The sequence below is a fragment of the Corynebacterium kalidii genome (assembly GCF_022869005.1).
Lineage (GTDB): Bacteria > Actinomycetota > Actinomycetes > Mycobacteriales > Mycobacteriaceae > Corynebacterium > Corynebacterium kalidii.
The window spans coordinates 496,586-520,266 of the sequence record NZ_JALIEA010000011.1 but is presented as its reverse complement, the minus strand read 5'-3'; the positions used below and the strand labels follow the sequence as shown (position 1 = coordinate 520,266).

Sequence of the window (23,681 nt, the reverse complement as noted above, 5' to 3'; positions counted from 1 at the left end):
CATGGGGACTACCGGGGTTCCGGACGGCGTCCTGGAACTGGAGGGCAGGATCGTCTCCGCCTCGAACGCGACGTTCCGCGGCAGCATCGGCGGGACGACGGTGGTGTACAAGCCGTTGGTCGGCGAGAAGCCGCTGTGGGATTTCCCGGACCGCACGCTCGCCCGTCGGGAGGTCGCGGCGTTCTGCTTGTCGGAGGCGTTGGGGTTCGGTGTCGTCCCCGCCACGTGGTTGCGCGACGGCCCGTTCGGCGAGGGCATGGTGCAGCTGTGGTGTGAGCCGTCGCCGGGGCAGGTCCCCGCGCAGCTCGTGGCGACCGCGGACGCGCCCCGCCTGGAGCAGGATGGGTGGCGCCGGGTGCTCGACGGGGTGGACGAGGACGATGAGCCGGTGTCGTTGTTCCACGAGGACTCCGCCGCCCTGCGCCGGATGGCGGTGTTCGATGTGCTGGCCAACAACGCCGACCGCAAGATCGGGCACATCCTGCCGATGGTCGACGGCCACCGTGTCGGCGTGGACCACGGGCTGACGTTCCACGGGGAGCCGAAGCTGCGCACGGTGCTGTGGGGCTGGGTCGGCGAACCGTTGTCGGACGGGGAGCTCGACGCGGTACGTCGGGTGCGTGGTGGACTGGACTCGGGTGAGGACGGTTCCCTCGGGTCGTCGTTGGGTGGCCTGCTCACTCCGGCGGAGGTGGCTGCGGTGGCTGACCGGTGTGACCGGCTCCTGTCCGACGGGGTGTTCCCCGGCCCGGTGCCGGGGTTGCCGGCGGTGCCGTGGCCGGTGTTCTAGACCTTCTCGACCTGTGCCGACCGCAGACTGACCCCGCCGGCCAGCAGGAACGCCCCGACGGCGGGGACGAGGGCCCACCCGGCGAGGTCTCCCGCGACCGTCCCGCCGCGGAGCAGGCTGCTGCCCACCGCGGCGCCCACGGCCGAGCCGAGGTACATCGCCGCCATCTGGAAGGCGATGACCGGCATGGCCTGGGCAGGACGGTCGGCGGTGAGCGCCTGCTGCAGGGTGGGCACCGTCGCCCAGCCGGCTGCTCCCCAGAGCACGGCGGCGACGAGCCACACGATGGGGTGCCCGCTGATCCAGGCCAGGGCGAATCCGAGCGCGAGGACCAGTGGCAGGATGATCAGGAACGGGCGCGGACCGACACGGTCCAGTGGCTTCCCGATCAGCGCGGTCGCCCCGACGCCGCCGATTCCCCAGGCCCACACCAGTGCGAATCCCCAGTCGTCGAGGCCGCGGGACCCCGCCATCGGCAGGAGGTAGGTGTACAGGCCCAGACTGGCCACACCGAGGAGGAAGGCGGCCAGCACCCCGAGTGCCGTCGTCGTCGAGCGTAGGACGCTGAAGACCGGAGCGCCACCACCGCTCTCGAGGACCGGGAGGTCCCGGGCACGGGTGGCCAGTGCGCCCATGCTGCAGACACCGAAGGCGACGACCAGGGCCATGGTCCACCGCCATCCCGCAGTGTCGCCGATGAGCATGCCCAGCGGCACACCGGCGACCGTTCCGGCGGACAGTCCGAAGGTCACCATGGACATGGCGCGTCCCCGTTCGGTGTCCTCGACCATCCCGGCGGCGGTCGCGGTGGCGACGGCGGTGAGGATACCCGCGCCCGCGCCGGCGATGATCCGGGAGAGCAGGAAGACCTCCACCCCGGGGGCCAGGGTGGTGACGAGGTTGCCGAGGTTGAACACCCCGAGGGCGACGAGCAGTGCGCGGGCCGTGCTCCCGCGGGTCAGGCGTCCGGACAGCAGGGGTCCGGCCACGGCGTAGGCGGCGGTGAAGGCGGTGACGCCGAGTCCGATCACCGCTGCGGTGGTGGACAGGGAGTCGGCGATCTGCGGCAGGACGCCAGCCAGGACGTAGGCGTCGATGCCCAGGGCGACCGCGGCGGCGGTCAGCGGCCAGACCTTCCGGATCATGCGTCGTCCTCCCCGTGTCCGGCGAGGACGGTGTCGACAAGTCCGGGGAACCGGGTCTCGAGGTCGTCGGTGCGTAGCCGGATCATGCACTTGCGTCCTTCCGCGCGGACGAAGACCACGCCGGACTCCCGGAGCAGGCTGGTGTGGTGGGTCAGGGTGGACCTGGGCAGGTCCGGGCCGAGCTCGATGCTGTCGACCTCGCCGCGCTCGGCGAGCATGCGCACCATGTTCAGGCGCAGCGGCTCGCTGAGCGCGAACAGCACGCGGTGGATGGTGATGTCGTCGGTGTCGGGGTGTTCGTAGGTCCGGGACGGGGACATGGTGCCCTCCTTATTCGTGCGACTATTTCCGCACGATCATAGTTCGATAATTCTCGCACGGTCAAGGGATGCCCCGGCACCACCCGGTCGTTAGGGTGGACTCATGAGACCTTTCACGGACCTGGTCGCCGAGGCCGTCGCCGCCGACGTGGACGGATGGGGGTTCGACTGGCTGGATGGTCGCGCCAACCGAGGAACGACCGCCCTGGGGGTATGCACGCCTGCTGTCGAAGCGACTCGCGACGCTGGCGCAGACCGACCCTGACGCCGCAGCCCTAGACATCGACACCGGTGGCGGGGAAGTCGTCAACGAGGCCCCGACGCTGCCGCGAAAGATGACCGTGACCGAATCCTGGGCACCGAATGCCGCGCGTGCACGTGCACTGTTGGGCGCCCGGGGAGTCAACGTCATCGACACCTCCGGCACGCCCGGCACCGGGGGACACCGACTCCCCTTCCCCGACAACTCCTTCGACCTGGTTAGCTCCCGCCACCCGGTGAGCCCGGACTGGCCGGAGATCCACCGCGTACTAAAACCCGGCGGGCACTACGTGGCGCAACACGTGGGCCCGGCGTCCGGGTTCGAGCTCATCGAGCACTTCCTCGGCCCCCGCCCGGTGGAGCGGACAGCCCGCGACCCCCACGGGCCGGACGGGGAGGTAGCTGCCGCCGAGGCCGCCGGCCTCACCGTCGAGCGGCTGGAGACCGCGCGGTGCCGGATAGAGTTCTCCGACGTCGGCACGGTGGTCTGGCTCCTTCGCAAGTGCGTGTGGTGGGTCCCGGACTTCACCGTCGACCGGTACGCCGACGCATTGCACGACCTAGATGCCCGGATGCGCGCCGGACACCCGTTCGTCTCATACTCCAGTAGGCATCTCATCGAGGCCACGGCGGTGAAGGATCAGACCACGGGATGATGTGCAGGCATGGTCCACTGGCGGATACTGAACGTGTTCAGTCCCCACCACCCCTGGAGGAATCATGCAGTACACCCTCGCCGCCGTCACCAACGCCGACGGAAGCCTGTCCAGCGGATGGGCGATCGGCCTGGTCGCCGTCATCGCCGTCATCGGCCTGGCGATCCTGGCGTTCGTCATCGCCGCCCTCGTCAGCGTCGTCACCAGCAGTGTCCTCGCCGTCGGCGGCAAGGCGGTGTGGGTGCTCCTGATCCTGGCGTTCCCGATCCTCGGCGCCGCCGCCTGGTTCCTCTGGGGACGCACCGGCGAGTTCACAAAGAACGACGTCGCACTGCCGGCCCGGTAACCTCCACCCCCGCACCACCGGACGCCGCGTCCGACCGACCCAGGTAGCGCCAGCGGACCACGACCGCCGCCAGGAGAATCACGGCGGCCGAGGCGACGATCGTCCCGACCAGGGCGAATCCCCCACCGTAGGCGTCGATCTGCGCTTCCTGGGTGAGCGCGTCGATGACGCGGTCCACGATCCCCGTCGCCTCCGGCGAGCCCGGGTACGCGTTCTCCCGCGCCATCGCCTCGGCGGCCTGCGCCTCGACCCTCCCCGCATGCTCCTCGATGTAGCCTTCGACCGAACGTGTGGCGTACGTACTCAGCACAGCCACGCCGAAGGAGGCGCCGACCTGCTGGCTCATGCTGATGATCGAGGAGGCCAGGCCCGAGCGCCCCTCAGGAACACCCCGCGTCCCGGCGTTGAACACCACCGGCACCGCCAGGCCGAGCCCTGCCCCGAAGACGACCATGCCGGGCAGGACGACCTCACCGTAGGTCGTCTCCACGGTGACCCGGGACAGGATGAACAACGCCACCGCCTGGACCGCCAGGCCACCGGGGAAGCAGACCTTCGCGCCGTACCGCGGCACCAGCAGACGTCCAGCCACACCGGCGGTGACGACCAGGGCGGCGACCATCGGGAGGAACGCGACACCCGTCGCCATCGGTGAGTAGCCGAGATGCTCCTGGAAGTAGTAGGTCAGGTAGACCAACGAGCCCATCTGCGCACAGGTACTCACGAACATCACCGCGTAGGACGACGTCCTCGACGCATTACGCAGCATCCCCAGAGGCAGGACCGGGGCGGCGGCCCGCCGCTCACGGAGGACGAAGCCGACCGCCAGGACCCCGGCGACGACGAAGAGCACGACGGTGGACCATGCGCCCCACCCGTCCTGCTGCGCGCGGTCCAGCCCGTAGATCAGGGAGAACACCGCGCCGCAGCCGGCGGCCAACCCGACGACGTCGTCGAACAGCCGCCCCAGAGCCGTCCGGGGATCGCCGGACGGAAGACTCGAGACGCTGACGACCGCGGCGACCAGCGCGATCGGAATGTTGACGTACATCGTCCACCGCCAGTCCAGCGACTCGGTGAGCACCCCACCGACGATCAGGCCGACGGCCGCACCGAGCCCTCCGGTCGCCCCGAGCACGGCGAAAGCGCGGCTCCGCTCCTGTGTCTCCGTGAACGTCCGGTTCACCAGCGCCAACACCGTCGGTGCGAGCACCGCGGCGAAGACGCCCTGTGCGACCCGGGCGGCGACCAGGACGGCGAACGACGGCGCCACCCCCGCCACCAGACTCGCGAGCGCGAAGCCGGTGAGCCCCAGCCGGTAGGACCCGCGGAGCCCGAGCACCCCGGACAGGCGCCCGCCGAAGAGCACCAGCCCACCGAACGCGAGCGTGTAGGCGGTCATCACCCACGGCCGCTGCCCCGCCGTCAACCCGAGATCCTCCTGCATCGACGGCAACGCCACGGCGACCACCGTCATGTCCAGGACGATCATCAACTGGGTCAGCACCACGCTGACAAGGACAAGTCCCTTTCCACCCACCGACACCGGACGACCTCCCATACCAAAAAGAAACGTTCGTTTCGTCAAAGGATGTCACGGCTGCCCGGCGCAAGTCAAAACGATCGTTGTCGTATGAGGGTCGGTCGCCCCCGGTCGGATAGAGTCGCAGCATGCCGCGCGTCACCGACGAACACCGACAGAAGCAGGCCGACCGCATCATCACCGCGGCGGAGGCCTGCTTCGCCCGCAACGGCTTCCACGCCACCTCCATGGACCAGATCATCGCCGAGGTCGACATGTCCTCCAGCACCGTCTACCGGTACTTCGAGGGGAAACGACAGATCATCCAGGAGGTGTCCCGCCGCCGCATCACACCGGTGGTCGACGCCCTCCGCGATGCCGCAGCCGCCAACACTCCCCCCTCCCCCGAGGCCGTCGTCGGTGGGATCGTCGACAGGCTCCTCCCGGACGACGCCGGCCAGCGCACCGAGGGTGCGCCACCGTCGGCCGTCCTGGCCGTGAACGCCTGGGCCGAAACCGCCCGGGACCAGAGCCTGGCGGACACCATCCGCGGCAACCTCGCCGAGACCCACCGGCTGGCCACCACACTCGTCCGACGGTGGCAGGAGGCGGGGCAGATGACCACGTCACTCAGCGCCGACGAGCTCGCGCACTTCCTCCAACAGAGCCTCTTCGGCCAGATCGCGACGGTCACCGTCACGGGATCCGCCGCGGCCCCCTCACTGGCAACGGCCCTGTCACTACTACGGCCCGCAGGGACGTAGCGGGGCACGGCCGAGCACCGTCGACCGGCTTGACCTGTTTTACATACATGTTAACCTGTTTGCATGAGACGAACAGCTGAGGACGCGGAGAAGACGCGTCTGGCGCTGCTGGAGGCGGCGTTGATGTCCTTCGAAGAGAAGGGGTGGAGGGGGGCAACGTTCGAGCACATCGCCGAACGTGCCGGTGTCACCCGTGGAGCACTCAACCACCACTTCCGGTCGAAGACCGAGCTGCTCTCAGCCGCCCTGGAGTGGGGATGGTCCTCCTACGGGAACCGGCTCTTCACCGCAGACACCGCAGACACCGTCGTCGACCCGGCCGGGTGGCTCACCTCCCTGCTGGTCGAGTACACGACGCTCCTGCAGGACGACCCGCTGTTCCGCGCGCTGGCGTCCACCACCGTCCTCGTCGCACCCCAGGTGTCCGGCACCAGTCCGGACAAGACCGCGGCACTGGACGGGTGGCGGACACGGATCGCCGACGCCCTCGCCGCCGTCGAGTCCATCCGACCGACTCCGGCCCTGTCCGCCGAGACCTCCGCCGGAATGGTCCTCACGTTCCTCCAGGGCCTCACGGTAACCGCGGTGACCCGACCCCACGACCTTCCGCAACCCGACGACCTCGGCACCGCCATGTCGGCGCTGGTGAGGGGGTTGCTCACTATGTAAGGACCACAGACCCATGATGTCTTCCCGCACTTCTCCCCCGTCATCGCGGAGAGGATCGTCCACCCGGGCGCTCCTCGTCGCCTCGATGGCCCTGTTCACCGACAACCTCGTCGTCGGCCTCGCCGTCCCGGTCCTCCCGCTGCTCCCCAGCGTGGTCGACGCAGGACCGGCGTGGACCGGCGTCCTCTTCTCCTCCTATGCCGCCGCGGTCGTCGTCGCAGCCCTCGTCGCAGGACGGTACGTCGACCGCCATGGACCGAAGACACCCCTGCTCATCGGGATGGTCGGCCTGGCCGCCGCGACCCTCCTGTTCGCCACCGGCGGCCCCTTCTGGCTCCTGCTCGTCGCCCGTACGGCCCAGGGAATCGCCGGCGGCATGTCCTGGGTCGCGGCACTGTCACTGATCGCGGCGACGACCTCCTTCGAGAAACGCGGTCAACAGATGGGGATCGCGATATCGATGATCACCCTCGGTGTGCTCGTCGGCCCACCTCTCGCCGGCGTCATGGTCGAGCACTTCGGCACCGCGTCGCCGTTCCTGTTCGCCGCCGCCGTCGCCCTCGTCGACGGTCTCCTCCGGATACTCCTGATCAAGGACTCGCCACGGGTCGCCGACGACACGTCCGGCCCGGTGGCCGTACTCAGGGTGCCGGGGTCGACGTCGATTGTCCTCGTCGTCGTGATCGGCGCCGCGGTGATGGCCGGGGTCGAGCCCGTCCTCCCGGGGCACCTGGGGGCAGGCTCCCTGACCATCGGGCTGCTGTTCGGACTCGCGGCCCTGACCGGTGTGGTCGGCAACCCCGTCGTGGGAAGCCTCGTCGCATCTGTCCCGTCCCGGCTCCTGGTCGGGGTCGGTGTCGCCGCCGCAGTCGCCGCGTTGCTGGCGATCGGGTGGGCCGAGGACATGTGGCTCACCGCGACCGGCATGGCGCTGCTCGGGTTCTCCGCGGCCTTCCTCCATGCACCCGCCACGACGCTGATCAGCGAGCAGGGCTTCCGTGCACAGCCACCGACATTGGGGGGATCGTTCTCCCTCTACACCCTGGCCTACGCGGCAGGACTCGCCGGCGGTCCCCTCCTGACAGGATTCGCGGTCGACCGGGCCGGATTCACCACCGCGATGGTCATCGCCGCCGTGACGCTGGCTGCCCTCGGCGCCCTGTCGTTGCCCCGCCTCCCGGCGGCCGACGGTCCCCGCTGAGCATGCCGTAGATGACGGTGTCCGTCCACTCCCCCTTGCTCCACCAGTCCTGCCGGAGGTGCGCTTCGCCGACCATGCCGACGGCGGCGGCCAACCTGGCGGAGGCCTCGTTACGGGCGTCCATCTGCGCCGCCACCCGGTGCGCCCGGTAGGCGCCGAACGCCAGGTCGAGGACGGCGGCCACCGCTTCCCGGGCCAGGCCCCGCCCTCCGTACGCGGGGTCAAGTACCCACCCGATCTCGGCGATCCGGTGCCCGCGGTCGGCCCACCAGAGCTGGACGTCCCCGACGACCCGGCCGTCGTACTCGACGACCACCGCAAGCGCCCCGGAGGCACCGTCGAGCCCGTCCTTGCCGGCCCGTTCCATGACGTGACGCTCGGCGTCGTCGGCGGTCCAGGGGCCGTCCAACAGGTACCGCGCGACATCCTCCCGTGCGTAGATCCCGTGCAGGGCAGGTGCGTCCTCCGGCCTGTGCAGCCGGAGCCGTAGCCGGTCGGTGGTCAGGGCGCCGGGGAAACTGTCCTGGGTGTCCATGACACAAACCTAACATAGCTCGCTTAGCGCGGGGTGCCCCTCCGATAGTGTGGTGCCCGTGAACTACTGGGACCACCGCACGCCCGCCCGACGCACGCGGAGCATCACCGAACAGGACATCGCCCGCACCGCCTCGGAACTCCTGGACGAGGGAGGCCTGCGTGCACCGACCGTGCGCGCCGTCGCCCAGCGGCTCGACGTCGCAGCACCGAGCCTCTACTCACGGATCAGGACCGTGGACGACCTGTACGACCTCGCCCTGGACCACACCCTGGGCGCGGACACGGACATCACCGCCGCCGTCCGGGACGCTCCCCTGCACCCGTTGATGATGACCTTCTACCGCCATCTGGTGGCACACCGGTGGGCCTGCCAGGTCATCGCGATGCGGGCACCACGCGGGCCGCACTACCTGCGGTTGTCGGAACGGATGTGCACCCTGCTGGCCGGCACCGGCGTCCCCGACCCCCTCGGGGCGGCGTACGCGCTGTCGAACTTCGTGATCGGCAGCGCCAGCACCGCCCCGATGATCGGCGATGAACGCGCCGCCCCCGTCGACCCGGACACCGCACCGACCTATGCACGTCTCCACCGGGAGCACGCAGTGCCTCCCGAGACGATCGTCTCCGCCGGTCTCGCCGCGCTGGGGGCACCACCGGAGACGACGGCGTCGCGCCACTAAACTATCTATGTTAGTTTTGCGTCATGCTCACCACGTCACTGCTCCCACTGACCTCCGGCACCACCCGGCTGCGGCCACTGGCTGAAACGGACGCCCCCGCCTTCGCCGAGGGCACCCACGACGCGGCGGTCCGTCGGTACGCCCACCTCCCCGCGACCTCCTACACACCGGCCTCCGTCACCGAGATGATCCGCGACGACGCCACGCCGGGCCTGCGCCGCGGTGACCTGGCCGTCCTCGCCATCGCCGACACCGCCACCGACGACTTCTGCGGCAGCCTGGTGATCTTCGACGTCACCGACGCCGACGCCGAGGTCGGGTTCTGGCTGCACCCCGACCACCGCGGTTCCGGCAGGACGGCGGTCGCACTCGACCTGGCGTGCGACCTCGCCCGCCGCAGCGGACTGTCACGGCTCACGGCACGGACCGTGCCTGACAACGCCGCGTCGCAGCGCATCCTCGACCGTGCCGGGTTCACCCCGGACGGCCGGGTCACGGAACCGGCACCATCCGGTCGCCCGGTGGAGCTCCTGCGGTACCGCAGGACGCTCGACACACCCCGCTGACCCCCGCCGTCAGCCCATCACCCTGGCGAAGTACTCCCCCAGCGCCCGGGTGTCGTCGAGGGGCAGGACGGCGGAGACGTACTGGTCCGGACGGACGACGACCACCGCGCCGTCCCGACTGACCCCGCGGGCCTCGAAGATGTCGTCGTCACCCAGCGCGGACCAGACGTTCTCCCAGTTCTGGAGGTGGAACGGCCCCACCCGCGGGAAGAAGACCTCCGGCGCGTCGAAGAGCTCGAAGTCGTGGTGGTTCTGCTGGTAGATGACCTTGATGTCGAACAGCGTGTCGTCGTCCCGGCCGTCCGGGGTCCGACGGCGCACCGGCGACTCCGGGGAGTTCTGCATCCAGTCGGCCCACACGCCGAGCATCGACTCCTCGCCCGGGGCCGGGGAATCGGCGAACACGTAGATCCGCCACCGGCCGTCGGCGGAGTGCTGGTGCCCGATGTGCCTCCGGTTGGCGTCGCACCGGCGCATCGCCGGATGCGACTTGAACCGGCGCCCCACGGGGAAGCCGGACGCCAACCCCTGGTGGCGGTCGTCGGCGGTGATCATGCTCTCGTCGTAGTCCGTCATGAACCCGGCGGCGAACTCCTCGGCCGCGAGATAGTACTTCTCCACGGCGTGCGGGTCCTCGAGTTCCTTCGGCGGCGTCGCCATGAGCGTCGACCACTCCCGGTCGAAGTCGATCAGGTTCGAGGCCGCCGGGTACCGCTCACTGTGGTAGGTCCGGAGCAGCTCCTCCGGCGCCAGCCCGGAGGCCACGTGCCCCAGCTTCCACCCGATGTTGAAGCCGTCCTGGATGGACACGTTCATCCCCTGCCCCGCCTTGGCGGAGTGGGTGTGGCAGGCGTCCCCGGCGAGGAACACCCGCGGCGCGGTGTCCCACGAGGCGGCGGACCCGTCGTCGGCGACGACGACCGCGTCGTCGAACCCGTCGACGAGGCGGTGCCCGACCTCGTAGATGGAGTGCCAGGCCACGTCCTTGACGGTCACGTGGTACGGGTGCACGATCTCGTTCGCCTTGGCGATGATCACGTCGATGGGGGTGTTGCGCACCTCGTGGTTGTCGTCGTCGGCGACCTCCCCCAGGTCGACGTACATCCGGAAGAGGTAGCCACCCTCCCGGGGGATGTGGAGGATCGAGCCCGCCTTGGAGTGGATCGCACACTTGGTGCGGATGTCGGGGAAGTCGGTGTCGGCGACGACGTCCATGACACCCCAGGCGTGGTTGGCCTGCTTGCCGCTCAGGGTCCGTCCGATCGACTCCCGCACCCCGGACCGGGCCCCGTCGCAGCCGACGACGTAGCGGGCGCGCACGGTACGGGTGTGCTCCTCGCCCGGCACCGTGCGGCGGAGTTCGACGGACACCGGGTAGTCGTCCGGGCCGCAGGGACCGTCGGAGACCGTCAGTCCGACGAACTCCCACCCGTAGTCGGGCGTCATCCGCGACGGCGAGTGCTCCATGTAGCGGGCGAAGTAGTCGAGGACGCGGGCCTGGTTGACGATCAGATGCGGGAACTCACTGATACCGTGCTCGTCGTCCACCGGCCGGGCGGTGCGGACGATGTTCTCCGGGGCGTCCGGGTCCGGGTTCCAGAAGGACATCTCGGTGAGGTGGAACGCTTCGTCCATGATCTCGTTGGCGAACCCGAAGGCCTCGAAGGTCTCCACCGACCGCGACTGGATCCCGTCTGCCTGCCCGATCTCCAACCGGGACGGACGACGTTCGACGATCCTGGTGTGCACCTCCGGGAACATGGACAGCTGGGCCGCGGCGGTCATGCCGGCGGGTCCGGTGCCCACGATGAGCACGTCCATCTCGTCCGGGAGGTCGTCGGGACGGTCGATCCCCGAGGCCGGGAGCCGCTTCGGTTCCTCTGAAACGTAGCCGTGGTGGTGAAACTGCATGATGTCCTCTCTGGTTCAAGGTCGTGTGGTGGTGGGGAACCTCGGTCGTCGCCGGCAGGCAGCTGAGAACGACGGCCCGGAGATTCCGGAGATCGTATATGATGTCGCGCTACGTGGCGTCCCGGGAACGCCCGAGGACGAAGTGCCCGGTCGCCTGCTCCGCCTCGTTGTCGGGCCCCAACGCGATCCCGGTGCGGTCCTTCAGCAGCAGCACCGCCGCCAACCCGACGAGCGTGGCGGTGACCAGGTACCCGGTCACTGCGGCGGTGCCGCCGGTACCCTGGACCAGGGCCGCGGCGATGGTCGGGGCGAAGGCCCCGCCGAGGATCGAACCGATCGCATAGGTGATCGACACCCCCGAACCACGGATCGAGGCGGGGAACAGCTCGGCGTACATCGCCGACTGCTGCCCGTAGGTGAGCCCCAGGCCGACGGTCAGGAACACCAGCACCCCGAACAGGATCCAGATGTTCCCGGTCCCGACCAGCGGGAACAACGCCGCCGCACCGACGGCCTGCACGAGGAAGCCGATGATGTACGTCCTGCGCCGTCCCAGGTGGTCCGACACCCAGCCGGCGACGAGTGTGAAGAGCATCCAGGTGGCGGCCGAGCCGGTCACTGCGAGCAGCACCGCACCGCGTTCCATGGCCAGGCCGTCCGGGTCCGTCGCGTGGTTCTGGATGAACCCGCCGGTGGTCATGTAGCCGACCGTGCCGTTACCGGCGAACACCAGCGCACCGACGATGACCAGCGGCAGGTACCGGCGGAAGAGCGAGCCGACCGGATTGGTCGCCCCGGCCTCCGCACGCTGGCTGATCTCCTCGAACACCGGCGACTCGTCCACCCCACGGCGGATGTAGAAACCCACGATGACCAGCAGGATCGAGAAGAGGAACGGAATCCTCCACCCCCACTCCATGAAGGCGTCGCCGGGGGCGATGACGTTCATCAGCGCCAGGACACCGGAGGACAGCAGCAGGCCTGCGGGCACGCCGATCTGCGGACCGGCGCCGAACAGCCCGCGCTTGTGCACCGGCGCATGCTCGACGGCGAGCAGCACGGCCGATCCCCATTCGCCACCTGCGGACACCCCCTGGAGGATGCGCAGGACGATGAGGAGCACCGGTGCCCAGACCCCGATGGAGTCGTACGTCGGCAACAGGCCGATCAACGCGGTGGCCGCACCCATGGTGAACAGGGTGACCATCAGCACCAGGCGCCGGCCCACCCGGTCGGCGAAGTGACCGGCCAGGAAGGCACCGAGGGGCCTGAACAGGAAGGACAGCCCGACCGTCAGGAAGCTGACGATCGTCGCGGCCCCGGACCCCAGGGGCCCGAACATCAGCTGGTTGAAGACCAGACCCGCGACGCTGGCGTACAGGAAGAAGTCGTACCACTCGATGGCGGTACCGATGGTGGTCGCCGCGACGACCCTGCGGCGCTCGGCCAGGGTGGTGTGCGGAGCCGTGGACTCACGGCCGTCGGCTCCCGCGGTTCTCTGTGTCATGGACACCCCTAAAAACTGTGCTTGTCGTCATGTTCCGCCTGTGATGTGATGCGGAACACTTGCCTGCTACGCCACGATCATATACGATTTGGGCTAGTTGGCAACACCCGGCAACACCCAATGACATTCCGCCGACATTCTTCGCTTAGGAGATCCACGTGACGAACGTCCCGCCGCCCCCGGTGCACCCAGGCAAGATCATCGCCGTCCACGTCGCCTTCGACTCACGCGCCCGCCAGCGCGGCCGCTGGCCGAAGAAGCCCTCGTACTTCCTCAAGGCCCCCAGTTCACTGGCCGGGTCGGGCCAGGAGATCGTCCGCCCCGCCGGCACCGAGCTGCTCGCCTTCGAGGGCGAGATCGCCCTGGTGATCGGCACCCCGGCGAAGAACGTCCCCCTCGACGAGGCCTGGGACCACGTCGCCTCCGTCACCGCGTCCAACGACCTGGGCATCTACGACTACCGGGCACAGGACAAGGGGTCGAACCTCCGCTCGAAGAGCCGTGACGGCTACACCCCGCTCGGGCCCGGGTTGATCGACGCCCGAAGCATCGACCCCGCCGCCCTGCGTCTTCGGACCTGGGTCAACGGCGATCTCGTCCAGGAGGGGCGGACCTCGCAGGAGGAGCTCCTGTTCCCCCTGGCCCAGTTCGTCGCCGACCTCTCCCAGCACATGACCCTGGAGACCGGCGACGTCATCCTCACCGGCACGCCGGCGGGGTCGACCGTCATCCAGCCGGGCGACGTGGTCGAGGTCGAGGTCGACGCACCGGACGCCCCCGGGGCCCCCAGCTCCGGGCGGCTGAGCAACACGGTGGTCGACGGTCCCGGTGACTTCGACGACACCGTCGGCATGCTGCCGTCCATCGACGACACCCAGCGCGCCGACGCCTGGGGCAGCCCGGAAGCCGCCGGTCTCCCCGCCGACCCCTACGCCCTGCCCGAGGAGCTGCGGAGCAAGCTGGAGCAGGCCCCCACGGCAGGTCTGTCCGCGCAGCTCCGGAAGCGCGGGCTGAACCAGGTCGTCATCGAAGGTGTCCGTCCGCAGACCACCGGCACGAAGCTGGTCGGTGCGGCCCGGACCCTGCGCTTCCTGCCCGGCCGCGAGGACCTCTTCCAGACCCACGGCGGCGGCTTCAACGCCCAGAAGAAGGCCTTCGACACCGTCCGCCCGGGTGAGGTCCTCGTCATCGAGGCCCGCCGGGAGCCGGAGTCCGGGACGATGGGCGACATCCTCGCGCTCCGGGCACAGTACAACGGTGCCGCGGGTGTGGTCACCGACGGCGGGGTACGGGACTACGAGGCCGTCCGTGAGATCGGCCTGCCGGTCTTCAGCCAGGGCGCCCACCCCGCGGTGCTCGGCCGTCGGCACGTCCCCTGGGACAGTGACCTGGCCATCGCCTGCGGCAACGCGACCGTCGTCCCCGGCGACGTCATCGTCGGTGACGACGACGGGGTCGTCGTGATCCCCCGCGCCCTGGCCGAGGAGGTCGTCGACGACACGCTCGCGAAGGAGCACGAGGACGAATGGGTCGCCGGGCGCGTCGCCGAGGGCGGGGCGCTGGACGGCCTGTTCCCACCGGTGGGCGCCAACCGGGAGGCTTACCGTTCGTACCTGGCCGACCACCCGGTGGAGACACCGGGGACGGGGGAACAATGACCCCCACGACCGGAACGACCAGCGGTACGAAACTGAGCAAGGCCGAGCAGACCTACATCTGGTTGCGGAACAAGATCCGCACCCGGGAGTACGAGCCGGGCCACCGCCTGGTGCTCAGCACCCTCGCCCAGACACTCAACATGAGTGTCGTGCCGATCCGCGAGGCGATCCGGCAACTCGAGGCGGAAGGGCTGGTCACCTACGAGCACAACGTCGGTGCCCGGGTCTCCACGCTCAGCCAGGACGCGTACTTCGAGACCATGGAGTCCGTGGCACTGCTGGAGGGCCACGCCACGGCGCTGTCGGTCCCCCACCTGACCCCGGACGACCTGGGGCAGGCACGGGAGCTCAACGCGCAGATGGAGAGACTGCTCTCCGACTTCGCCCCGGAGACCTTCACCGCCCTCAACCAGAAGTTCCACACCGCCCTGTTCCACCGGTGCCCGAACGCGCGTCTGGTCGAACTCGTCTACGACGAGTGGGACCGGCTCGACTACTTCCGGGTCTCGACCTTCAGCTACGTACCCCGGCGGGCCGAGGACTCGGTGAAGGAACACCACCGGCTGATCGCCCTGATCGAGGCGGAGGCCGACCCCCACTACATCGAACACGAGGCCCGGAACCACCGGCTGCGGACCAGCCGCAGCTACCGGGACCAGATCACCCACTCCACCACCAACCCACCGAAGGAGCCGAACGCATGACCACCGACAACCACTCCACCGTCAAGCCCGACAACCTCCCGGACGTGATCCGCCACTACATCAACGGCGAGTACGTCGACTCCCTCGACGGCGAGACCTTCGACGTCCTCGACCCGGTCACCAACGAGCCCTACATCCAGGCGTCGTCCGGGAAGGCCGCCGACATCGACGCCGCCGTCGCGGCGGCACGGTCGGCGTTCACCGACGGGCCGTGGCCGACGATGCTGCCGGGCGAGCGCTCCCGCATCCTGCGCAGGATCGCCGACATCGTCGAGACCCGCAGCGACGAGCTCGCCGCCATGGAGTGCTTCGACACCGGTCTGCCGATCTCCCAGGCGCTGGGCCAGGCCCGTCGTGCCGCCGAGAACTTCCGGTTCTTCGCCGACCTGATCGTCGCCCAGCACGACGACGCCTTCAAGGTCCCGGGCCGCCAGGCCAACTACGTCAACCGCAAGCCGATCGGTGTCGCCGGCCTGATCACCCCGTGGAACACCCCGTTCATGCTCGAGTCCTGGAAGCTGGCCCCGGCGATCGCCACCGGCAATACCGTGGTCCTCAAGCCGGCGGAGTTCACCCCCCTGTCCGCCTCCCTGTGGCCGGGCATCTTCGAGGAGGCCGGCCTGCCGAAGGGCGTGTTCAACCTGGTCAACGGCTACGGCGAGGAGGGCTTCGCCGGCGACTCCCTCGTGCGGCACCCGGACGTCCCGCTGATCTCCTTCACCGGCGAGTCCCGGACCGGGCAGACCATCTTCGCCAACGCCGCGCCCTACCTCAAGGGCCTGTCGATGGAGCTGGGCGGGAAGTCGCCCGCCATCGTCTTCAACGACGCGGACCTGGACACCGCCATCGACGCCACCATCTTCGGTGTCTTCTCCCTCAACGGCGAGCGGTGCACCGCCGGCTCCCGCATCCTGGTCCAGCGCGACATCTACGACGAGTTCGTCGAGCGCTACGCCGCCCAGGCCAAGCGCGTGAAGGTGGGCCTGCCGTCGGAGAAGACCACCGAGGTCGGCGCACTGGTCCACCCGGAGCACTTCGAGAAGGTCATGAGCTACGTCGAGCTCGGCAAGGAGGAGGGCCGCCTGGTCGCCGGCGGTGGCCGCCCGGCGGACTTCCCGGAGGGCAACTTCGTCCAGCCGACGGTCTTCGCCGACGTCTCCCCGGACGCCCGAATCTTCCAGGAGGAGATCTTCGGCCCCGTCGTCGCCATCACCCCGTTCGACACCGACGACGAGGCCCTGGAGCTCGCCAACAACACCCGGTACGGCCTGGCCGCCTACGTCTGGACCAACGACCTCAAGCGGGCCCACAACTTCGCCCAGAACGTCGAGGCAGGCATGGTGTGGCTGAACTCCAACAATGTCCGTGACCTGCGCACCCCCTTCGGCGGCGTGAAGGCGTCCGGCCTCGGGCACGAGGGCGGGTACCGCTCCATCGACTTCTACACCGACCAGCAGGCCGTCCACATCAACCTCGGCGAGGTCCACAACCCGGTCTTCGGCAAGCAGGACGCCGACTAGTCCACCCCGGTGCACCCGGCACCACCCCGACACGACACCGTCCCTCTTCTGAAAGGCCACTGACATGTCCGACAGCACCCCGATCCCCACCCCGTCCGTCACTCCCCCCGACATCCTGCGCTGCGCGTCAATGGAGCTGCAGGTCACCGACCTCGCCGCCTCCCGGGAGTTCTACGTCGACGTCCTGGGACTCGTCGTCACCGAGGAGGACGAGAACACCGTCTACCTGCGCAGTATGGAGGAGTTCATCCACCACAACCTCATCCTGCGCCAGGGTGACGTCGCCGCGGTCGCCGCCTTCTCCTACCGCGTGCGCTCCCCGGAGGACCTGGACCGCGCGGAGGCCTACTACACCGCACTCGGCTGCCGGGTCGAACGCGACCGCTCCGGTTTCGTCAAGGGCGTCGGCGACTCCGTCCGCGTCGAGGACCCGCTGGGCTTCCCCTACGAGTTCTTCCACGACGTCGACCACGTCGACCGCCTCGCCTGGCGCTACGACCTCTACACCCCCGGCGCCCTGGTCCGCCTCGACCACTTCAACCAGGTCACGCCGGACGTGCCGAAGGCCGAGAAGTACCTGGAGGGACTGGGCTTCCGCGTGACCGAGGCGATCCGCGACGACGAGGGGACGACGTACGCCGCGTGGATGCGCCGTAAGCCCACCGTGCACGACACCGCGATGACCGGCGGCGACGGCCCGCGTATGCACCACATCGCCTTCGCCACCCACGAGAAGCACAACATCCTGGCGATCTGCGACAAGCTCGGCGCGCTGCGGCGTTCCGACGCCATCGAACGCGGACCCGGCCGGCACGGCGTCTCCAACGCCTTCTACCTCTACCTGCGTGACCCGGACGGTCACCGCGTGGAGATCTACACCCAGGACTACTACACCGGCGACCCGGACAACCCGGTCGTGGTCTGGGACGTCCACGACAACCAGCGCCGGGACTGGTGGGGAAACCCCGTCGTCCCCTCCTGGTACACCGAGGCCTCGCTGGTCCTGGACCTGGACGGCAACCCGGTCCCCCTGTCCGAGCGCACCGACGCCTCGGAACTCGAGGAGACCATCGGCGCCGACGGGTTCTCCTACACCCGCCGCGACGAGACCGAGGAGTCCATGCCGGAGTGGAAGAAGGGCGAGTACAAACTCGGCCACCAGCTCTGACCGGCTCTGACCAGCTCCGAAGGCCCGAGAACACAGCAGAACCCAGCGGGAGGGAACATCCACCGTGCTTGACAACGACACGCTCACCAGGATCGCCGACGATCTGGCGGCGGCCGAGGAGGGCCGCACCATGATCCCGCGGCTGACGGCGCAGTACCCGGACATGACCGTGGAGGACTCCTACGCGGTCCAGAACGAGTGGAAGCGCCGCGGCATCGCCGCCGGACGCCGCCTCGTCGGACGGAAGATCGGCCTGACCTCACGGGTCATGCAGGAAGCCACCGGCATCACCGAACCCGACTACGGCGCCATCTTCGCCGACCAGATCTACGACAACGGCTCGGAGATCGAGCACGGACGGTTCTCCAACGTCCGGATCGAGGTCGAGCTGGCCTTCGTCCTCAAGGACGACCTCCGCGGCCCCGGCACCACGATCTTCGACGTGCTCCGCGCCACCGAGTACGTGGTACCGGCCCTGGAGATCCTGTCCTCGCGCATCGAGATGGAGGGGCGCACGATCGTCGACACGATCAGCGACAACGCCGCCCTGGGTGCCATGGTCTACGGCGGCCGCCCCGTCGCCGTCGACGCCGTGGACCTGCGTCGCGTCGCCGCGCTCCTCTACCGTAACCACACCATCGAGGACACCGGCGTGTCGGCGGCCGTCCTCAACCACCCGGCCACCAGTGTGGCCTGGTTGTCCAACAAGCTCGCCGGTCACGGCGACAGCCTGTCCGCCGGGGACGTCATCCTCGCCGGTTCGTTCACCCGGCCCATGTGGGTGCACCAGGGGGACACCGTCCACGCCGACTTCGGCGAGTTGGGAGACATCACATGCCGTTTCATCTAGAACTGCCGCCCACCTTCATCGACCGGCTGCGTGGGGCCGACCGCCCCCAGGTCGGGATGTGGGTGTGCTCCGGGTCGCCGGTCGCCGCCGAGATCGCCGCCGGGTCGGGGCTGGACTGGGTCCTCATCGACGGCGAGCACGCCCCCTACGGTCTGGAGACCGTCACCGAGCTCCTGCGGGCCACCGCCGCGTACCCCGCCACCGCGGTCGTCCGCGTGCCGAGTGTGGACCGGGTGCTGATCAAACAGTACCTGGACCTCGGCGCCCAGAACATCATCGTGCCGATGGTCGACACCGTCGCGCAGGCCGAGGAGGCCGTGGCCGCGATGCACTACCCGCCGCGCGGGGTCCGGGGCGTCGGCAGTGCCCTGGCCCGCGGTTCCCGGTGGAACATGGTCGAGGACTACCTCGGTTCGGCCTCCGGGACCGTCGGTCTCGTCGTCCAGATCGAGTCGACCGAGGCGGTGGAGAACGTCGGGGCGATCGCCGGCGTGGACGGGGTGGACGCCGGGTTCGTCGGACCGAGTGACCTCGCGGCGTCCATGGGTCTGCTCGGCCAGCAGACCCACCCGGACGTCGTCGCCGCGGTGAAGACGGCCATCGCCGCCTTCACCGCCGCCGGCAAACCGGTGGGGGTCAACGCCTTCAACCCGGACCAGGCGCGCGACTACCTCGACGCCGGTGCCTCCTTCGTCCTCGTCGGCGCCGACGTCACGCTCCTCGCCGGCGGGGCGCGGCGTCTCGCCGAGGACTTCGTCGACCCGCTCGAGGGGAACGACCGGTAGGAGTTCTCCCCCGAGGGTCCGTCTGTGCGGAGCGGGAAATATCTGCAGGGAAATACTCCCCGCGTATATTTCCCGTTCCGCACAGTCATGTTGCGACGACATATCCACGCCTGAAAATAGCAGCACTTTTCGGCAAGCCGTGTGCACTCAACGTCAATCCCGACCACCGTGTCCGGGGTCACAATGACTAAGGAAAGCAAAAAACAGCACCGAATGAGGTGGCACCATGGCAGAACACACGACGCACCGGAGTATCACCGGTGACGATACTGCAGGAGCGCCTGCTCTCCGCCGTGGACGTTTGTCGACGGCATCACTCGTCTTCATCATCATCGCGGCATCGGCACCGCTCACCGTGCTGGCGGGCGGTATCCCCACCGCCTTCTCGGTGTCGGGATTGCTGGGCGCCCCACTGGCCTATGTGGCACTCGGGGTGATTCTCGTCCTTTTCGCCGTCGGATACGGACGGATGAGCAGCAGAATACAGAACTCAGGCGCATTCTACGCGTATATTTCGGAGGGTCTGGGAAACCGTCAGGGAATTGCCGCCGCCATCCTCGCCCTGGTCTCCTACAACATGATGCAGATCGGCCTCTACGGCATGTTCGGTTTCTCGGCCGCCGCGGCGGTGTCCGGCTGGACCGGGCTGGACGTCCCCTGGTGGGTGGCCGGCGCGACCGGGTGGGTCATCGTCGCCGTCCTCGGCGTGAACAAGATCGACCTGTCGGCGAAAGTCATTGGCGTGCTCGTCGTCCTCGAGTTCCTCGTCGTCATCGCCGTCTCCGGGCTCTCACTGGGGCACGCCCCCGAGGGGATCACCGCCCAGGGCCTGCTGCCCGACCAGTTCTTCACCGCGGGTATCGGCGTGCTCCTGGCGTTCTCCATCGCGGCCTTCATGGGCTTCGAGTCCGGGGCGATCTACTCCGAGGAGACCCGGGACCCGGAGCGCACCGTCCCCCGGGCGACGTACATCGCGGTCGGCGTCATCGCCGTGTTCTACGCGTTCTCCGCCTGGGCGCTGGCGACCGGGGTCGGCCCGGGGAAGGTCATCGAGGAAGCCACGACGTACGGCCCCGACCTGGTGTTCGTCTGGTTGGCCGAGCGCAGCCCGGTGCTGTCCGACATCGCCACCGTCCTGTTCGTCACCAGCCTGATCGCCGCGCTCCTGGCCTTCCACAACGCCGCCGCCCGCTACTTCTTCTCGTTGGGCCGCGCCGGTGTCATCCCCCGGGTCTTCGCCCGCTCCGGGACCAACGGCGCCCCGGTCGCCGGGTCACTGACCCAGTCCGCACTCTCGCTCCTGGTCGTGGCGGTCTTCGCGGTCGCCGGCCTCGGTTCCGACCTGGGCGACCTGTACCCGGTCCTCACCCTGTTCACCTGGTTGACCAACGCGGCGGCCTTCGGTCTCGTCTTCCTGCTCACCGTCACCGGCGTCGCCATCCTGGTCTGGTCGTCGCGCCAGAAGGACGGCGCCGGGGTCTTCACCCGGGTGGTCGCCCCGCTGGTGTCCAGCATCGGCCTGGCGGTCGTGGCCGTCCTGATCCTGGCGAACTTCGACCTGATGATCGACGGTGCCGGCCCGGAGTGGCTGGTCTACGTGATGCCGGGCGTGATCATCGCCACGGGCCTCGGGAGCCTGGTCTGGGGCGAGGTCCTCCGGCGCATCCGACCGGCGACCTACGCCGCGCTGCAGGACAACCTCGACCAGGTCCCCGACTGACCCCCGTCACGACACACCACCGGAAAGGAACATCCCCATGAACGACACGCACATCGTCATCGTCGGTGCCGGCTTCGCCGGCCTGACCGCCGCACGCGAGCTGCAGGCCGCCGGGCTCAGCTGCGAGATCGTCGAGGCCCGCGACCGCATCGGAGGCCGCGCGTGGACCGCCGACCGCATGGGCCGTCCCCTGGAGCTCGGGGCGACATGGGTCCACTGGCACCAGCCCCACGTCTGGACCGAGATCACCCGCTACGGCCAGCAGATCGTGTCCAGCCCGGTGGACAACGACGCCTACTGGGTCACCGACGGCGAGGTCAGGAGCGGCACCGAGGCCGACCTCGACAACCTGCTCGAGGCCCCGATGCGCAGGATCTTCGAGGGCTCCCGCGAGTTCTTCCCGAACCCCCACGACCCGCTCCACGTGCTGTCGGAGGACTTCGACGGCCCGGCGGAGGTCCGTGAGCGCTTCCTCGCCGCCGACCAGGCGAGTGTCCTGGACCCGGTGCGCACCGGTGAGTTCACCCGCGAGGAACAGGACCTGTGCGACGCCTACTGGTCCGCCGGCTACATCGGGGACCCGAACACCGGGTCGTCGCTGATGGCGAAGCAGTGGGCGGCGTTGTGCGACCACCGGCTGTCCCTCGTCGACGAACAGACCCTGCGGTACAAGCTGGTCGACGGGATGAGGGGGATCTACGGGAACATCGCCGCGGACCTCGACTGCCCCATCCGCCTCAACACCCCCGTCACCGCGGTCGAGCACCACGACACCGGGGCGACGGTGACGCTCGCCGACGGTGAGGAGATCACCGCGGACGCCGTCATCGTCACCGCCCCCGTCGGCGCCCTGGACACCATCGACTTCACCCCTCCCCTGGCGGAGGGCCTCCAACGCACCATCGACCAGAAGTGGAACTCCACCGGCTTCAAGATCTGGATCAAGGTCAAGGGACACCACAGGATCATCGGCTACGCGCCGACACCGGCGACCGTGGCGGTGTTCCGGTCCGAGTACTTCATGGACGACGGCACCACGATCTGCGTCGGTTTCGGGTCCCACCACGACCAGGTCGACCTGGAGAGCGTCGACGACGCGCAGAAGATCGTCGACCAGTGGCGCCCTGACCTGGAGGTCGTGGACTGCACCGGGCACGACTGGGTCGCCGACACCTGGTCGGGGCAGGCGTGGGCGACGCTGCGGCAGGGCCAGTTCGCCGACGCCTGGCACCACTTCGGCAGGACGGACACCCGGCTGTACTTCGCCGGCGCCGACTGGGCCAAGGGGTGGCGCGGTGTCGTCGTGGACGGTGCCATCGAGCAGGGTATCTCCACCGCACGGCGCGTCATCGACGCCGTCGGCCGGCCACGTTAGCCCGGGACGGCGGTCGCCCTCGTCCGGAAGTGGCTCGGTGACTCCCCGTACTCCGCGCGGAACGCCCGGGACACCTGGGAGGCGTCGGGCAACCCGTGGCGGCCCCCGATGGTCTGTATCGTCTCCTCGGCATGCCGCGGGTCGGCCAGGTCACGGCGGATCAGCTCGAGGCGGCGACTGCGGATGTAGTTGGCCACCGAATGGTCGTTGACGGCGAACTGGGAGTGGAGGTGCCGCACCGAGACATACAGGGCCTTGGCGATGCTGGTGGGGGAAAGGTCCACGTCCTGCAGATGCCCGTCGATGTAGTCGGTGGCCTGCCGGAACAACGTCGCCGACGACGACGCGTCCGCGTCCCGCTGCAGTTCCGACGACAGGACGGTGACCAGCATGTCGAGGGCCGAGCGTACCAGTGACCCGGCGTGGGGCCCGTCCAGGACGTCGAAGTTCATGGCCAGCTGCTCGAACAACGGCACCGCCACCCGGCCGAGCCCGGAGTCCCCGGAGATCCTGGTGGCGGTGACACCTTCGACGTCGTCGGGCGGCAGATGCACGAAGCTCTGGGGGAAGTGGACCACCATGGAGCGGGTCCGCCCCGGGTAGTGCAGACGGTAGGGCCGCTGTGTGACGTAGAACGCCAGGTCGCCGGGCATGAGCACGCACTCGCGGCCGTCCTGCTCGACCACGCAGGTGCCCTCCAACTGCAGACTCAGTTTCCCGAACGAGGCGGCCCTCGGAGCGACGTCCTCCTCCCGCCGTTCGACGGTGTGCCCCGGGCTCTCCAGGTCGTAGAGCGTCACCTCCCCCACCGAGATCATGCTCGCCCGGGCCTCGAACGCCTCCGGGTCCGGGGTGGTGATGTGCAACGGCCCGAAGGCCGACGATGCCGCGACCCGCCACTGGCTGAGGCTCTGCGGCTCCGGTGTCCGGTCAGGCAGCCCCACGGGAACCTCCAGATATGTCCTTCACCACACTGATTGTGGAATGTCGTGCACGTTACGTCAAGTTACGCGCTGTGCCGGAAGT

General features: G+C 69.1%; 22 protein-coding genes and 1 pseudogene. 16 read left to right on the top strand and 7 right to left on the bottom strand.

Annotation, left to right across the window (positions count from 1 at the left end; genetic code table 11):
- Position 1 precedes the first annotated feature (1 nt).
- Complete coding sequence (locus MUN33_RS05555; RefSeq protein WP_244803885.1) at positions 2–790, top strand: SCO1664 family protein; 789 nt, start codon at positions 2–4, stop codon at positions 788–790.
- Here the strand turns inward: MUN33_RS05555 and MUN33_RS05550 are convergent.
- Together MUN33_RS05550 and MUN33_RS05545 are read right to left on the bottom strand one after the other, a co-directional pair.
- Complete coding sequence (locus tag MUN33_RS05550) at positions 787–1,935, bottom strand: MFS transporter (RefSeq protein ID WP_244803884.1); 1,149 nt, start codon at positions 1,933–1,935, stop codon at positions 787–789. The genes MUN33_RS05555 and MUN33_RS05550 overlap by 4 nt on opposite strands.
- The gene (locus MUN33_RS05545; protein WP_244803883.1) at positions 1,932–2,255 is read right to left on the bottom strand and encodes an ArsR/SmtB family transcription factor; all 324 of its coding nucleotides are present in this window, start codon (positions 2,253–2,255) and stop codon (positions 1,932–1,934) included. The genes MUN33_RS05550 and MUN33_RS05545 overlap by 4 nt, the downstream gene beginning before the upstream one ends.
- A 103-nt stretch (positions 2,256–2,358) precedes the next feature.
- Between MUN33_RS05545 and MUN33_RS05540 the strand changes: the two are divergent.
- Together MUN33_RS05540 and MUN33_RS05535 are read left to right on the top strand one after the other, a co-directional pair.
- Positions 2,359–3,172: pseudogene (locus tag MUN33_RS05540) on the top strand (class I SAM-dependent methyltransferase).
- Between the two features lie 64 nt (positions 3,173–3,236).
- Positions 3,237–3,518, top strand: a complete 282-nt coding sequence (locus MUN33_RS05535) for a PLDc N-terminal domain-containing protein (protein WP_244803882.1) — start codon at positions 3,237–3,239, stop codon at positions 3,516–3,518.
- On the opposite strand, the gene MUN33_RS05530 is transcribed toward MUN33_RS05535, so the two are convergent.
- Positions 3,484–5,064, bottom strand: a complete 1,581-nt coding sequence (locus MUN33_RS05530; RefSeq protein ID WP_244803881.1) for an MFS transporter — start codon at positions 5,062–5,064, stop codon at positions 3,484–3,486. The genes MUN33_RS05535 and MUN33_RS05530 overlap by 35 nt on opposite strands.
- A gap of 125 nt (positions 5,065–5,189) precedes the next feature.
- Between MUN33_RS05530 and MUN33_RS05525 the strand changes: the two genes are divergently transcribed.
- The 3 genes from MUN33_RS05525 to MUN33_RS05515 all read left to right on the top strand — a co-directional run bounded on the left by MUN33_RS05525 (position 5,190) and on the right by MUN33_RS05515 (position 7,674).
- On the top strand, positions 5,190–5,804 hold the full coding sequence (locus MUN33_RS05525) for a TetR/AcrR family transcriptional regulator (RefSeq protein ID WP_244803880.1): 615 nt from the start codon (positions 5,190–5,192) through the stop codon (positions 5,802–5,804).
- 63 nt (positions 5,805–5,867) lie between these two features.
- Complete coding sequence (locus MUN33_RS05520) at positions 5,868–6,473, top strand: TetR/AcrR family transcriptional regulator (protein WP_244803879.1); 606 nt, start codon at positions 5,868–5,870, stop codon at positions 6,471–6,473.
- A gap of 13 nt (positions 6,474–6,486) precedes the next feature.
- Entirely contained in the window at positions 6,487–7,674 is a 1,188-nt protein-coding gene (locus MUN33_RS05515) for an MFS transporter (protein WP_244803878.1), read from the top strand.
- On the opposite strand, the gene MUN33_RS05510 is transcribed toward MUN33_RS05515, so the two are convergent.
- Complete coding sequence (locus MUN33_RS05510) at positions 7,598–8,209, bottom strand: GNAT family N-acetyltransferase (protein ID WP_244803877.1); 612 nt, start codon at positions 8,207–8,209, stop codon at positions 7,598–7,600. The two genes, MUN33_RS05515 and MUN33_RS05510, sit on opposite strands and share 77 nt — an antisense overlap.
- 58 nt (positions 8,210–8,267) lie before the next feature.
- Here MUN33_RS05510 and MUN33_RS14195 point away from each other — a divergent pair, with 58 nt between their 5' ends.
- Both MUN33_RS14195 and MUN33_RS05500 read left to right on the top strand, forming a co-directional pair.
- Positions 8,268–8,891, top strand: a complete 624-nt coding sequence (locus tag MUN33_RS14195) for a TetR/AcrR family transcriptional regulator (RefSeq protein WP_244803876.1) — start codon at positions 8,268–8,270, stop codon at positions 8,889–8,891.
- Positions 8,892–8,914: 23 nt separating this feature from the next.
- Positions 8,915–9,457, top strand: a complete 543-nt coding sequence (locus tag MUN33_RS05500) for a GNAT family N-acetyltransferase (RefSeq protein WP_244803875.1) — start codon at positions 8,915–8,917, stop codon at positions 9,455–9,457.
- 9 nt (positions 9,458–9,466) lie between these two features.
- On the opposite strand, the gene MUN33_RS05495 is transcribed toward MUN33_RS05500, so the two are convergent.
- Both MUN33_RS05495 and MUN33_RS05490 read right to left on the bottom strand, forming a co-directional pair.
- Positions 9,467–11,368 (bottom strand): FAD-dependent monooxygenase, encoded by a 1,902-nt coding sequence (locus MUN33_RS05495; RefSeq protein ID WP_244803874.1) that lies wholly within the window; start codon positions 11,366–11,368, stop codon positions 9,467–9,469.
- A 109-nt stretch (positions 11,369–11,477) separates the two neighbouring features.
- Positions 11,478–12,875 carry an MFS transporter gene (locus tag MUN33_RS05490; protein ID WP_244803873.1) on the bottom strand — a complete coding sequence of 466 codons (1,398 nt, stop codon included), beginning with the start codon at positions 12,873–12,875 and terminating at the stop codon, positions 11,478–11,480.
- Between the two features lie 158 nt (positions 12,876–13,033).
- On the opposite strand from MUN33_RS05490, the gene MUN33_RS05485 reads away from it, so the two are divergent.
- The 8 genes from MUN33_RS05485 to MUN33_RS05450 all read left to right on the top strand — a co-directional run bounded on the left by MUN33_RS05485 (position 13,034) and on the right by MUN33_RS05450 (position 22,655).
- A complete protein-coding gene (locus tag MUN33_RS05485) occupies positions 13,034–14,533 on the top strand; it encodes a fumarylacetoacetate hydrolase family protein (RefSeq protein ID WP_244803872.1) in 1,500 nt (499 codons plus the stop codon).
- Complete coding sequence (locus MUN33_RS05480) at positions 14,530–15,237, top strand: GntR family transcriptional regulator (protein ID WP_244803871.1); 708 nt, start codon at positions 14,530–14,532, stop codon at positions 15,235–15,237. The genes MUN33_RS05485 and MUN33_RS05480 overlap by 4 nt, the downstream gene beginning before the upstream one ends.
- Positions 15,234–16,757, top strand: coding sequence for a 5-carboxymethyl-2-hydroxymuconate semialdehyde dehydrogenase (gene hpaE, locus MUN33_RS05475; RefSeq protein WP_244803870.1), 1,524 nt, complete (start codon positions 15,234–15,236; stop codon positions 16,755–16,757). Before MUN33_RS05480 ends, hpaE begins: the two co-directional genes overlap by 4 nt.
- Positions 16,758–16,821: 64 nt before the next feature.
- Positions 16,822–17,925, top strand: coding sequence for a 3,4-dihydroxyphenylacetate 2,3-dioxygenase (gene hpaD / locus MUN33_RS05470; RefSeq protein ID WP_244803869.1), 1,104 nt, complete (start codon positions 16,822–16,824; stop codon positions 17,923–17,925).
- A gap of 64 nt (positions 17,926–17,989) precedes the next feature.
- Positions 17,990–18,775: a fumarylacetoacetate hydrolase family protein gene (locus MUN33_RS05465; protein ID WP_244803868.1), complete on the top strand. Its 786-nt coding sequence runs from the start codon at positions 17,990–17,992 to the stop codon at positions 18,773–18,775.
- Positions 18,760–19,560, top strand: a complete 801-nt coding sequence (locus MUN33_RS05460; RefSeq protein WP_244803867.1) for an HpcH/HpaI aldolase family protein — start codon at positions 18,760–18,762, stop codon at positions 19,558–19,560. The genes MUN33_RS05465 and MUN33_RS05460 overlap by 16 nt, the downstream gene beginning before the upstream one ends.
- A gap of 226 nt (positions 19,561–19,786) precedes the next feature.
- Positions 19,787–21,280, top strand: coding sequence for an APC family permease (locus tag MUN33_RS05455; RefSeq protein WP_244803866.1), 1,494 nt, complete (start codon positions 19,787–19,789; stop codon positions 21,278–21,280).
- 37 nt (positions 21,281–21,317) lie between these two features.
- A complete protein-coding gene (locus MUN33_RS05450) occupies positions 21,318–22,655 on the top strand; it encodes an NAD(P)/FAD-dependent oxidoreductase (RefSeq protein WP_244803865.1) in 1,338 nt (445 codons plus the stop codon).
- Here MUN33_RS05450 and MUN33_RS05445 read toward each other — a convergent pair.
- The gene (locus MUN33_RS05445; protein ID WP_255806539.1) at positions 22,652–23,593 is read right to left on the bottom strand and encodes an AraC-like ligand-binding domain-containing protein; all 942 of its coding nucleotides are present in this window, start codon (positions 23,591–23,593) and stop codon (positions 22,652–22,654) included. The two genes, MUN33_RS05450 and MUN33_RS05445, sit on opposite strands and share 4 nt — an antisense overlap.
- Between the last annotated feature and the right edge of the window lie 88 nt (positions 23,594–23,681).